Origin of the sequence: Janthinobacterium saanense (genome assembly GCF_014200675.1) — a bacterium.
Lineage (GTDB): Bacteria > Pseudomonadota > Gammaproteobacteria > Burkholderiales > Burkholderiaceae_D > Janthinobacterium.
Genome location: NZ_JACHCI010000006.1, coordinates 18,080 through 30,990 on the forward strand (window position 1 = coordinate 18,080; position 12,911 = coordinate 30,990).

The window sequence follows — 12,911 nt, forward strand, 5'->3', positions numbered from 1 at the left end:
TGTACCAGTATTAGCGGCCGGGCAGCATATGCTGGCCGGCCGCGTTCTACATTATCACCGTCTTAGCGCACTTTCCACACCTCGTTCGCCAGCACGCCATTCGCGTCGCCATCGAGCGACCATGAGAAGGCGCCGCGCAGGTTCTGGTCCTTGACGTATTGCATCTTGGTGGCGATCACGGTCGGATCGTCATAGCTCCACCACTGTCCGCCAGCACCCGTGTACAGATACAGCTGCTTGGTGATCGGATGGTAGTAGCGCGTACCGGACTTGGCGACCAGCAGCTTGTAGTCCTCGATCCCTGCTTCATAAGAGCCAGGCGCCGCGCCCGTCGCCGTCTGATACAGGCCGTTGCCATTCGGTCCTGGCGCCACGCCGGTCCAGCCACGGCCATAGAACGGAATACCCAGCAACAGTTTGCTGCGCGGCACGCCGGCATTGATCATGTACTGGATCGCCCTGTCTGCCGTGTATTCGCGGATCACGCCGACCGATGGATCGGCCGGATCGGCAAACAGATGGGCATTGAAGTTGGTATTGTTTTCCCAACCACCATGGAAGTCGTAGGTCATCAGATTGATCCAGTCCAGCGACTGCGCATACTGGGCAGGCTCCGTATTGTCGATCTTGTCCTTGCCGGCGCCGACTGCCGCCGTCAACAAGTAGCGCTTGCCGGTGGTGGCGCCCAGCGCATCGAGCTGGCGGCGGAATTCCGCCAGCAGCAAGGTGAAGTTCTGCTTGTCGGCCGGGCTGGCCGTGTTGTATGGCTGGCCGCCACCCATCGGGTATTCCCAATCGATGTCGATGCCGTCAAACACGTTGACTGCCGCTGCTGCTCCACCACGGCCGCCCTGCACTGGCAGGTTGCCCTTGATGTAGATGTCGATGCAGGAGCTGACCATCTGCTTGCGCAGCGCATCGGTGGCCGAACCGGCCGAGAAGAACTTCGACCAGCTCCAGCCGCCCAGGGAAATGAAGACCTTGAGGTTGGGATTGGCCGCCTTCAGCTTTTTGAGCTGCAGGAAGTTGCCCGACAACGGCGCATCCCACGGTATGGCCTGGCCATCGACGGTGCGTACCGGCGTGCGGATGTAGTCGGCCTCGGCATCGCCGCCCGTGCCTGCATCCGATGCATTCGGATTCGTCGCGCCCGGCTCGGCCTTGGTGATCATGTCGCACACATAGCCGCCGTTCTTGGCGTAGATATTACCGAAGGCGTAGTTAATGAAGGTCAGCTTGCTGGCCGTGCCGCTGCTCTGGATATTGGCCACTTCATAACCGCGCTGATACACGCCCCACTGCGCAAAATAGGCGCCGACTTCGCGGCCATTTGGCGTCGGTGTCGGGGTTGGTGTTGGAGTCGGTGTTGGAGTCGGCGTCGGTGTCGGCGTAGGAGTTGGGGTAGGCGTCGGGGTGGGAGTTGGCGTCGGCGTGGTGCTGCAGTTGTCGACGATGGTCCATTGCTTGCCGGTGCCAGGGCCGCCATTATTGGTGGCCGGATTATCGCCTTGCGTCCAGTAGTTGGCGCGGTAATTGACGCCGTTATAGCTGACGGTGGCGCCGCCGCTGTAGGCCGTGGTGGCAACCCAGGCCAGGGCGCAGGCGCTGGCGGCCGCCGCGTCAGCCGTGGGCCCAGGCGCGGCGGCCTGGGCAGGCGCTGGCGTCGGGGCAGGCGTGGGTGCCGGCGACTGCGTGGGCGTCGGGGTCGTGTCGGCGCCGCAAATGCCGCCGGAGCTCCACAGGCTAGGCGAGGCAACCGGATTCCAGCCGGAACCGGCGTAATCGGTCTGCGCTACCAGCGCAGTGTAGGTGCCGCCCTGGTAAGTGACCACTGCGCCAGCCGCATACGTGCCACCCTCTTGCCAGGCGGTGCAGGCGACCGTGCTGGCTGCCAGCATCTTCGACGCGGCTGGCGAGCTGGCCTCGCCGCTGCCACCGCATGCCGCCAGCACACCGCCGCTGGCGACACATAACATCATATTCCTGATCGTTTTTCTGAGTATTAAATTTTCCACGCTATCTCCTGTCTGGGTTTGCGGAAGACGACTCTTTGTTTTAGATAAATAATGACCCTGTGGATTGTTACAGTTGCGTGACGAGCATGCTGCTGAAGAAATAGGTAGTCAAGTGGTTTTGCAGTGGCATCAAACAGGTCAATACCACTTAGCTCAAAATTCAACTGAGCTTAGAAAAATGGCGTGTTGTCCTACTGGAGGAAACACAAAATGCAGGGGGAAGGAGGAAAAAAGCGATATTGCCTTGGAGGAACATACCAATTTTGACAATATTGAAAGTGGTATTGCACTGGCTTTATGAGGACAGGACGGGCGCCTGCCAGGCCGCCCGCCAGTGCTACAAGAATTACTGCGCCAGATCAAACACCGCCATCGATTCGACGTGCGACGTATGCGGGAACATATTGACCACGCCAGCCTTGCTCAAGGTGTAGCCCGCTTCCAAGGCCAGGATGCCCGCATCGCGCGCCAGGGTAGACGGGCTGCACGAGACGTAGACGATACGCTTGGGCAGCAGGTCCGGGCGCGTTTGCGCCAGACCCACCAAGGCCTGGCACAGGGCCATGGCGCCATCGCGCGGCGGGTCGACCAGGATGCGGTCAAACTTGCCCAGGGCGATCAGGTCATCTGTCGTCACTTCAAACAGGTTGCGCGTGAAGAAAGAAGTCTTCGCCGACAAGCCATTGGCTAACGCGTTTTCCAGCGCGCGCTCGGTCAAAGTGGTACTGCCTTCGATGCCAACCACTTCACTGCCTTGCGTCGCCAGCGGCAGGGTGAAGTTGCCCAGGCCGCAGAACAGGTCGGCCACGCGGTCTTGCGGCTGCACTTCGAGCAGGCGCAAGGCTTTCGATACCAGCACGCGGTTGATGTGGTGGTTCACCTGGGTAAAGTCGACCGGCTTGAACGGCATCTTGACGCCAAATTCGGGCAGCAAATAATGCAGCTGCTTGTCCAGCGGATAGAACGGCACGGCCGTTTCCGGGCCCTTTACCTGCAACCACCATTGCACGCCATATTCGTCGGCAAACGCCTTGAGCTTGCTTTCATCTTCGCCCGTCAATGGCGCCATGATGCGCAAGACCATGGCGGTCACGTCTTCGCCCACGGCCAGTTCGATCTGCGGCATCTGGTCGAAGATCGACAGCGAAGCGACCAGCGCGCGCAGCGGCAGCAGCATGGCGGAAATATGCGGCGGCAGGATCTCGCAGCTGTCCATGTCGGCCACGAAAGCCGATTTCTTTTCATGGAAACCGACCAGCACGGCATCTTTTTTCTTGACGTGGCGCACCGACAGGCGGGCGCGGTAGCGGTAGCCCCAGGTCGGGCCGTACATCGGACGCATGATGTTGAGCGGACGCACCTTGCCGATATGCCACAGATTATCTTCCAGCACGCGCTGCTTGATGGCGACCTGGGCCGATGGCTCCAGATGCTGCATGGAACAGCCGCCGCAGTTATCGAAATGCTTGCACTTGGGCGTGATGCGCATCGCCGATTCGCGGTGCAGCACCGTCATGCGGGCCATTTCCCAGTTTTTCTTTTTCTTGTAGGTGACAAAACTGACCCGCTCGCCCGGCAAAGCGCCTTCGACAAACACGACTTTGCCCGGCGTGCCGTCTTCGTTTTCAATATGGCCGACGCCGCGGGCGTCCATGTCGAGCGATTTGATTTCGATGATATTTTCTTGCATAGCGATCAATAGATAAGAGTGGGCCGGGGCGCAGGGCCGCGCTGGAACTTGTAGGAATGGGGAAAGGTCAGGCGCCGCGAGCGGGGCGTATGATAGCAGATGCCGACCTGCTTAAGTCCGCAGCGTAGCTGCGCCAATCAGCATGAATTGAAAAATAAGCATGACAGCGCCGCCATGCGCCTTGCAACAGACCTGCTAAAGCAAGGAATCCCTGACGACGCCGCGAGCTGCCATCGCGCGTTTGAGTTTGATCAGCGCTTCCTGCTGGATCTGGCGCACGCGTTCGCGCGTCACGCCCATTTCTTCGGCCAGGGTTTCCAGCGTGGCCGGATCGTCGTTGTCCAGGCCGAAGCGGCGCATGATGACGATACGCTGCTTGTCGGGCAGCTTGGTCAGCCAGTCGCGCACCAGCACCGTCATTTCATGGTGTTCGGCGCGCGCATCGGGGCTGTCTTCGGCGGCGCCGGGCAGCATGTCCATCAGGGACGACTGGGGATCGTTGTCGAGCGGGGCGTCGAGCGAGGTGGCGTGTTCGGACAGGGCCAGGATATCCTGCACTTCTTCCACCGGGCGGCCGACCAGGTGGGCGATGTCTTCGGCGGTGGCGTCCTTGCCGTCGTGGTGCTGCGCTTCGAGATGGTATTTGCCGCGCAGAATCTGGTTCAGTTCGCGCACCATGTGCACCGGCAGGCGCACGGTGCGGGCCTGGTTCATGATGGCGCGCTCGATGCTCTGGCGTATCCACCAGGTGGCGTAGGTAGAGAAACGGAAACCGCGCTCGGGCTCGAACTTGTCGATGGCCCGCATCAGGCCGATATTGCCCTCTTCTATCATGTCGAGCAAGACCACGCCGCGGTTGATGTAATGCTTGGCAATCGACACGACCAGGCGCAGGTTGTGCTCGATCATGATTTGCCGGGCTTCAAAATTGCCCTGCTTGGCGAGGGTGGCGTAATGCACCTCTTGCGGCGCCGTCAGCAAGGGCCGCGTGCCGATCTGGTTCAGATAGTGCTGGGTGGTATCGGTCGAGAGCTCGGCCGCCAGCACTTTTTTCAATTCATCGACACTTTCAACCAGCACGCTGACGCTGGCAGCTTCACTGCCCTCGCCAGCCTCGACGGCATCGATACCGTCTTCGCCTACATCTTCCGTCACGATGTCGTCCGCGCCCTCTTCCGGCGGATCCGTTTCATCGTCCAGCTGGTCATGCGGCGCGTGTGTCATTGCTTTACCTAACGGTTAGGCAGGAATTTCGAAGGATCGACAGGTTTACCTTGTTGCCGGATTTCAAAGTGCAGCTTCACGCGGTCCGCATCGGAATCGCCCATTTCAGCGATCGTCTGGCCCTTGGTGACATTCTGCCCTTCCTTCACCAGGATGCTGCGGTTATGCGCATAAGCCGACAATAAACTATTACTGTGCTTCACGATAACAAGATTACCATAACCACGGATTCCACTCCCGGCATACATGACTTTTCCTGCACCCGCTGCCACCACCGGCTGGCCGGCCTTGCCGGCGATGTCGACGCCCTTGTTCTTGCCTTCGTCAAAAGTAGCGATGACCTTGCCTTCGGTAGGCCAGATCCAGCCTATCTTGTCGTCGCCAGCGGACTGCGCCGCAGACGCCGCTGCGGCTGGCACTGGCGCGGCGGCCACGACGGCCGGTGCCGGCGTGGTGGCCGCCGCCGAGGCCGGCTTGGCGGCAGGCGCATCGCCATCGGCGCGCAGCTCAGCCAGGGTAGCATCGGAATAGGGACGCTTCTCGCCGCGCGGACCGGTTTTCTTTTGCACCGCCGGCGTCGCCGGGCGCGTTTCTATCGGTGGCGCCATCACGACAGCCGAGGTCTGGGCGCCGCCCGTGTCGCCATTTGGCGGCAGCACGCGCAGCACCTGGTCCACCTTGATGTCGTTCGGATTGCTCAAATCATTCCACGTCACCAGATCGCGGTAATTCTGTCCATGCTCGAGGGCGATGCGCAACAGGGTATCGCCGCGCTTGACCGTGTAGAAGGCGGGGTCGCGATCCCGGCCATCGTTGGCCGCCGCAGTATTGGTCGTTGTCGGCTGACGCTCCACCACCGGCGCCTGGACACCGGTGGTGCCGCAGCCGCTGAGGATGGCAGCCAAGGTGATGCTGCCTATGAGTAGCTTACTTTTCTTAATCATTCGCATGTAATTGTATGTCCTGCTTGCTATCCGATCCGGGGATCATATGGTGCCCGGGCGCAAAGGCACGAAATGGCAATCTTCCAGGGTCTGGCTGGTCCATTCCATCTTCGCCACCCGGGTAATCAATTGTAAATGCTGCAATTTGGCGCCTACCGGCGCGACCAGACGCCCGCCTATCGTCAGCTGTTCCAACAAGGCATGCGGCACTTCCAGGCCGGCTGCGGCAAGGATGATCCCGTCAAAGGGCGCCGCCTGCGGCAGGCCTAGCATACCATCTCCGTACTGCAAACGCAGATTCGACACGCGCAGCGGCCGCAGATTGGACTTCGCCAGCTCATGCAGCGGCTTGATGCGCTCGATCGAAAACACGTCTTTTGCCACCTGCGACAGCACGGCCGCCTGGTAGCCGCAGCCGGTGCCGATCTCCAGCACCCGCAGCAGCGGCTTCCCCTGGCGCATGGCTTCGATCATGCGGGCAACGATGTAGGGCTGGGAAATCGTCTGGTGATGGCCGATCGGCAGCGAGGCGTCGATATACGCTTGCGAAGCCAGCGCCTCATCCATGAACAGATGGCGCGGCACGGCCAGCATGGCGTCCAGCACGACATGATCGTGCACGCCCTGCTTTTCGATGCGGGCCACCATGGCGCGCCGCACGGCTTCGGAGACCAGCGGGTTTTGCCGCGACGGCGCTAACGCTGATGCCGGCGCCCGCTCATGCCCCGGTCCCTGCACACTGCGGCCCGCGCTTTGCGCCGCATTCTGCGTCGCCGTCTGTGGCGTGGCCACGCGCGATTGCGCCAGCGACTGCGCCCCGCCCTGCCGGGCAGGCTTGCCGGCCAGCGAGTCCAGGGTCAGGGGAAAGTTGCGCGGCTTGTCGCTCATGCCAGCCCTTTTGCCAAGGCATCGAGTTCGCTGTGGTGTGTCAAGTCGATCTGTAGCGGCGTGATCGATACCTGCCCTTGTGACACGGCGTGAAAATCCGTGCCGGGTCCGCTTTCCCTGACCACGCCGACGGGACCGATCCAGAAGATTTCGCGTCCGCGCGGGTCGAGCGCGCGTATCACCGGTTCGGCCGAATGGCGCCGGCCCAGGCGGGTGGCGACCGTGCCACGCAATTGTTCGTAGGGGATGGCGGGAATGTTGACGTTCAGCAAATATGGCTGCTGCAAGTCGTCAAAGCGGCGCTCGACGATCTCCCTGGCCACGCGCGCGGCGGCGTCCAGATTGGCCCAGCCATACTCGGCTTGCGAAAAAGCGATGGCCGGGATGCCGAACAGATAGCCTTCCGTGGCGGCCGCCACGGTGCCCGAATACAGGGTGTCATCGCCCATATTGGGGCCGTTGTTGATGCCGGACACCACCAGGTCGGGCCGCTCCTGCAGCAAGCCCGTCAGCGCCACGTGCACGCAATCGGTGGGCGTGCCATTCACATAATAAAAGCCATTGGCTGCCTTGTGCAGCGACAAAGGCCGGTCCAGCGACAGCGAGTTCGAAGCGCCGGAGCGGTTGCTGTCGGGCGCAACCACCACCACTTCGGCGATAGCCGCCAGTGCATCGGCCAGGGCTTGCAAGCCGGGTGCGAGGTAGCCATCGTCGTTACTGATAAGAATTCTCATAACGAGATTTTACCTGAAGCAATGCCCCCGCTGCGCGTACGGAACAGCCTTATTTGATATTGTTGACACTGCTTAGCGCTGTTCTATGCGCGCCTCCGACAGCGCCCCCTCCAGCGCCAGCACCTCGTCTTCCTGCAAGGCCAGCAAGGCCGGCAGGTCGCCCTGCAGTTTGTACATTCTTTTCAGCTGGGCCATGCCGCGCTTGCGCAGCCTGCCCGGCACGCCGGGACGCAGCAAACAAGACTTCAAATGCTCGACCAGCTCACCGGCCTGATGGTATTGCTCGCGCTCTATCATGCCCTGCAACATGCCTATCATGCCTTCGAGCGTATCGGGTTCCGTGGCGCGCGCGGCCAGGATGGTTTCCTGCAGCCGACGCGCGCCATTGAGCATGCTTTCTTCCTGCGCGCGGGGCGCGCCGCCGCTGCGGCCGTTCAGCAACCGGTCACTGCCGCTGAGCACGGCGTCTTCCAGCAGGCGTGCCGCCTCGCTCTCGCCCTGCTGCTGCAAGGTGCCGGCCAGTTGTTTTTTACTGTGCAAGGTATCCAGGTGGTCCTCGCCCAGCAGGCGCGCATGCACTTCCAGCACTTGCTCCTGCACGCTGCGGGCGGCATTGAGGTCGCCACGGCGCAGCAGGGCCTCGGCCAGCTTGCGTTGGCTCAGCAAGGTTTCCGGATGATCGAGGCCCAGGGTGCGCTCGCGCGCCGCCACCTGGTTTTCATGCAGCAGGCGCGCGCCTGCCCAGTCGCCCTGGCCTGCCAGCACTTCGGCCAGGCGGTCGCGCGTGGCCAGAGTGGCCGCATGGTCCGGCCCCAGGCGCCGCTCCTGCACCTGCAAGACCGCATCCAGCAATTGCCGCGCGCCCTCGAAGTCAGCCTGGCGCAGCAGGATTTGCGCCAGCGTCAGCTTGCTGTGCAGGGTATCGCCATGCTCGGCGCCGAACAGGCGCGCGCGCGCCGTCACTACCATATCGAGCACGGCCTGCGCTTGCGGCAAGCAGTCCATCTGCAGCAAGGTCAGCGCACGGCTATCCATGGCACCCAGGGTCAAGGGATGTTCGGTGCCCAGCAACTGGAGGTAGCTGGCCAGCACCACATCCTGCAAGTGCAGCGCCCCGGCATGGTCGTGCTGCAACACCAGCGTTTGCGCCAGGCAAGCCTTGGCAGCCAGGGTATCGGGATGCTCGCTGCCTTGCAGGCGGGCGCGCGTGCTGACCACATCTTCATCGAGGAAGCGCGCCTCGTCGAGCTTGCCCAGCTGGCGCAGCAAGCGCGCCATGCCGCTCTTGGCGGCCAGGGTATCAACATGTTCCTCGCCCAGTATGCGCACGCGGATCTCGACGCTTTGCCGCATTGCATCGAGCGCCTGCGCCATGCGGCCATCTTTCCGGTACAGCTCGCCCAAACGCCCCAGGTCGCGCGCCAGCGGCAAGGCCACGGCCCGCCCGGGCTCGAGCAGCAAGGCATTGTGCGCTTCATTGATGGCGGCCAGCAAATGGATTTCACGGCTCGATTGCCATGGAAAGTAGCCACCCGTCAGCCAGTGCAAAAACGCTTCGAAGGTACGCGTCAGCGAGAAACGGTCGCCGCCCTGGTCTATGCGCACGGCCAGTTGCTCGCCATAGGCAAAGGTCTTGGTCTGCTGCAATTGCACTTCATCAAAATAACTGTCGAGCGAGATCTGCGGCAAGCCATAGGAAACGCGCAGCAGGCGCTCGAACATGGGCTGGAAGCCGGCGATGCTCTTTTGCGCATCGCCACGGCGCCACTCGGCCCGCTGGGCGCCATCGCCCATTTCGATGCGCGACGGCAGCGGGTACACCAGCAGCGGCCGCTGCTCATCTTCATGGCTGCGGCGGTATTCGATGGCCCGCGTGACCAGCGCGTCGACGCCTTCCAGGCTTTGCCGGTTCGGCGTGAACACCACTACCAGTTTTTTTGGCAGCAAGGTGGTGCAGATGCCGGCGCTGTCGGTGCGCCCCGTGCGCGAATCGACCAGCACGTAGCGGAAATGCGCGGCCAGGGTATCGGCAAAGCAGCGGAACAGGGCCGGGCAGGCATCGAATAACTGATCCCAGCGCATCTGCGCCAGGCGCTCGCTGTAGCTGGCGTCGAAACGCCCCGCCCGCATCAGGTACAAGGGACTGCCCTCATCCACCCGCACCACGTATTGCTGCCAGTCGATGGCGTCGAGCACGCGCTGGGCCAGCGCCTCGTCGTCGGCATGCCGGCTTGCCGGCTCAAGGCGGAAACGTTCCAGTTGCTGGCGGCAGGCTTCGAAAAACTCCAGCACGCCGGGCCGTTCTTCGTGCTGCTCGAAATAATGGTGCAAGCCGGGCGCTTCCATGTCCCAGTCCAGCATCAGTACCGGCACGCTGGCGTTTTCACGGCGCGCCAGCAGCACGGCGATATTCGACAGCGCCATGGTGCGGCCGGTACCCCCTTTGTAGGAATAAAAGGTGACCACTTCGCCAGGCGCGGTCAGTGGCGGCAGAGAAAGACGTTGGCATTCCATGACAGTTCCCTTTTGCGTGGATTAACGTGGAAAGTGCGGCGGCGGAACGGTGCGCCATACCGGCGGCATATCGGGCATCACGAAACGGCTGCAATCGTGGCCAGGGGGAGTCGAACGCTTGAGCAAGTGGTAGTGCGTGGCAATACGCTGCACGATCCGTTCGATATCGGGCAGGTATTGGGGATTCGATTTCAGGTCGCCGCTGGCCAGGGTGTAGCCGGAGAAATCGACATACAGGCCAGGACCGGTAATTTGCGCGGGCAGCCCGTCGGGATGACGCGTCATGATGATGGGAATGATCAAATGACTGGGCAGCTCATACCAGACGCGGCGTTCCTGTTCGATCAGCTGCATGGCGGCGAACTCGCGCCGCGTGTAGCCATGCGCCTCGTATTTGGGCGTGTACAGCACGATCATGCACACGCTTTCACACATGGCGCGCGCCACGCGCCGGTCCAGGTCGTCGCCGCCGCCCAGTTGTTCACTATCGATGAACAGGGCGTCTTCGCGGTCCAGGTGTGGTTCCAGATAGCAAGCCAGCGCCTCGATCAAGTCATTCTTGAACTTGTTCATGTAAGCATACTGTCCATGCGCATAGCTCAAGAAACAGCCGTAGCGGATATCCATGGCATCCCCTCCTGTTTCCCGTGCCACTCTCGCCATTGCCACATGCTGATATGGCAAGACATGAATCCACTCTAAACCGCTGAGCACGCGCCCATTTGCGCTGGCGCAAAGATGCCTCTGGCGTCGCAGACACCAGCACCATGCTGTCTTATGGAGTCAGGAAAAGAAAAATGGCTGGCGCAACTACGCCAGCCATTTTGATCAGCCCGCCTTGGGCGGCAGGTTGCGGAAGAACTCCACCACTTCGGCCGTATCGCGCGTGCGCTTGAACGGCGGCAGGCTTTGCCAGATGCGTTTGCCGTAAGGCTTGGAAATAATGCGCGGGTCGCAAATCATCAGCACGCCACGGTCGCCCTCGTCGCGTATCAAACGGCCGGCGCCCTGCTTCAGGTTAATGATCGCTTCCGGCAAAGAATGATGCATGAAGCCATTCTTGCCCTGCTTTTCCATCACTTCGATGCGTGCCGCCAGCACCGGATCGTCGGGCGGCGCGAACGGCAGCTTGTCGATGATCACCAGCGACAGCGCGTCGCCGCGCACATCGACGCCTTCCCAGAAGCTCTGGCTGCCGATCAGCACGCCATTGCCGGCTGCGCGGAACTGGTCCAGCAATTCGGTGCGGCCCCGGTCGCCCTGCACGAACAGCGGAAAATTCAGGCCGCGCTGCTTGAATTCTTCCGTCAGGCGCTCGGCGGCCCGCTTGACGGCGCGCAAGGTGGTGCACAGGAAAAAGGTGCGTCCACCGGCCGCCTCGATAATCGGCAAGGCGCAATCGATGACGGCGTCCGTGTAGCCCATGGAATTGGGCTGCGGTAAATTCTGCGGCACGAACAGCAAGCCTTGCTCGGCATAGTCGAATGGCGATGGCCAGGTGTGCGACGGTTCGCCCTCCAGGCCCATCTGTTCCGAAAAATGCTTGAAGTCGTTTTTGACGGCCAGCGTGGCGGACGTGAAAATCCAGCTGCGCGGCGAGCCTTCGCGCTGATTGTTGAAGATCGGTGCGATCGACAGCGGGGTCTTGTGCAATTGCAAGGAACTGGAAAACGCTTCCACCCAGAACACGGCTTCTTCGCCGACGGCCACCTTGGCCTTGGGGTCGAATTTCCAGCTGCTCAGCTGCTGCGCCAGCTCCACGCCACGCACCCGAACCTGTTCCAGCGTTTCGGCCCGTTCCGCCTGGCTTTCCAGCACGGCCACCATGCCGTCGAGCTCATCCTTGAGCGTTTCCAGCGCGGGGAAGAAGTCGCTCGAGGCAGCGATTTGCGGCAGCGACAGGCGCACGATATCTTGCGGGAAGGTCAAACGCAGGTCGCGCGCGGCTTTTTCCACCACCGTCACGGTCTTGGCCCAGTCGATGCCGCGCGCATGCGCCAGGCCTTCGGCCAGCACGTCGCGGCATAGTTCCAGGATTTGCGAGGTCGAGACTGTATTGCCAAAGAACAGGGTCGCCGTATCGGGCAGCTGGTGCGCCTCATCGAAGATGATGGTGTTGGCCGACGGCAGCAACTCGGCCACGCCCGTGTCTTTCAGGGCCACGTCGGCAAAGAACAGATGGTGGTTGACCACCACCACGTCCGCCTGCTGGGCTTCCTTGCGGGCCTTCATGACGAAACAGTCCTGGTAGTACTGGCACTCGGCGCCCATGCAGGTGTCGCGCGTGGACGTCACCAGATTCCAGATCATGGCGTTCTCTGGCACCTTGGCCAGTTCGGCCTTGTCGCCCGTATTGGTCATTTTCAGGAAACGCGAAATCTCGCGCAAATGGCCCACGTCGTCGCGCGAGGTCATGCGGCCGTTTTGCAAAGTGCGTTCCAGATGGTAATGGCACAGATAGTTCGAACGGCCCTTCAGCAGGGCTACCGAGACGGGCGCCTGCAAGGCGGCGCGCACGGTCGGTATGTCACGCAGGAACAATTGATCCTGCAAGTTCTTGGTTCCCGTCGAGACGATGGTCTTGCCGCCCCACATCAGGGCCGGCACCAGATAAGCAAAAGTCTTGCCCGTGCCCGTGCCCGCCTCGGCCATCAAGGTGGTCTGGCCATCGATGGCGTTGGCAATCGCCTTGGCCATTTCAGTCTGCGAACGGCGTGGCTTGTAGCTGCCCACGGCAGGACCCAGCGGGCCGCCGGCGCCGAACAGGCGCTCGATATCGGCATCGTGCTTGCCCGGCACCGCCATGGCCTCGGCGGGTACGTCGGCAGCGATGCTGTCTTGGTTAGCAGGCAATAAATTGTGATCGGTCAAAATATACTTTATTAAATTACTGAAGCTGGGC

10 protein-coding genes are annotated in these 12,911 nt (G+C 61.8%); 1 reads left to right on the forward strand and 9 read right to left on the reverse strand.

Annotated features, from left to right (window positions below):
* Nucleotides 1–62 precede the first annotated feature (62 nt).
* Nucleotides 63–1,979, reverse strand: a complete 1,917-nt coding sequence (locus tag HDE72_RS27970; protein ID WP_311735230.1) for a glycosyl hydrolase family 18 protein — start codon at nt 1,977–1,979, stop codon at nt 63–65.
* A gap of 109 nt (nt 1,980–2,088) precedes the next feature.
* Here HDE72_RS27970 and HDE72_RS10725 point away from each other — a divergent pair, with 109 nt between their 5' ends.
* Nucleotides 2,089–2,316, forward strand: a complete 228-nt coding sequence (locus HDE72_RS10725) for a hypothetical protein (protein WP_183740275.1) — start codon at nt 2,089–2,091, stop codon at nt 2,314–2,316.
* Between the two features lie 45 nt (nt 2,317–2,361).
* Here the strand turns inward: HDE72_RS10725 and rlmD are convergent, their stop codons facing one another.
* From rlmD to HDE72_RS10765, 8 genes are all read right to left on the reverse strand, one after another.
* Entirely contained in the window at nt 2,362–3,705 is a 1,344-nt protein-coding gene (rlmD, locus tag HDE72_RS10730) for a 23S rRNA (uracil(1939)-C(5))-methyltransferase RlmD (RefSeq protein ID WP_183740289.1), read from the reverse strand.
* Nucleotides 3,706–3,900: 195 nt separating this feature from the next.
* Nucleotides 3,901–4,929 carry an RNA polymerase sigma factor RpoS gene (gene rpoS, locus HDE72_RS10735; RefSeq protein ID WP_183740292.1) on the reverse strand — a complete coding sequence of 343 codons (1,029 nt, stop codon included), beginning with the start codon at nt 4,927–4,929 and terminating at the stop codon, nt 3,901–3,903.
* Nucleotides 4,930–4,937: 8 nt separating this feature from the next.
* Nucleotides 4,938–5,873, reverse strand: a complete 936-nt coding sequence (locus HDE72_RS10740; protein WP_183740295.1) for a peptidoglycan DD-metalloendopeptidase family protein — start codon at nt 5,871–5,873, stop codon at nt 4,938–4,940.
* Between the two features lie 42 nt (nt 5,874–5,915).
* Nucleotides 5,916–6,761: a protein-L-isoaspartate(D-aspartate) O-methyltransferase gene (locus tag HDE72_RS10745; protein WP_183740298.1), complete on the reverse strand. Its 846-nt coding sequence runs from the start codon at nt 6,759–6,761 to the stop codon at nt 5,916–5,918.
* Nucleotides 6,758–7,495, reverse strand: a complete 738-nt coding sequence (gene surE / locus HDE72_RS10750) for a 5'/3'-nucleotidase SurE (protein WP_183740301.1) — start codon at nt 7,493–7,495, stop codon at nt 6,758–6,760. The genes HDE72_RS10745 and surE overlap by 4 nt, the downstream gene beginning before the upstream one ends.
* Before the next feature lie 72 nt (nt 7,496–7,567).
* A complete protein-coding gene (locus tag HDE72_RS10755) occupies nt 7,568–10,009 on the reverse strand; it encodes a tetratricopeptide repeat protein (protein WP_183740304.1) in 2,442 nt (813 codons plus the stop codon).
* A 21-nt stretch (nt 10,010–10,030) separates the two neighbouring features.
* Nucleotides 10,031–10,636, reverse strand: a complete 606-nt coding sequence (locus HDE72_RS10760) for a toll/interleukin-1 receptor domain-containing protein (RefSeq protein WP_183740307.1) — start codon at nt 10,634–10,636, stop codon at nt 10,031–10,033.
* A 201-nt stretch (nt 10,637–10,837) separates the two neighbouring features.
* The gene (locus HDE72_RS10765; RefSeq protein WP_183740310.1) at nt 10,838–12,880 is read right to left on the reverse strand and encodes an ATP-dependent DNA helicase; all 2,043 of its coding nucleotides are present in this window, start codon (nt 12,878–12,880) and stop codon (nt 10,838–10,840) included.
* Nucleotides 12,881–12,911 lie beyond the last annotated feature (31 nt).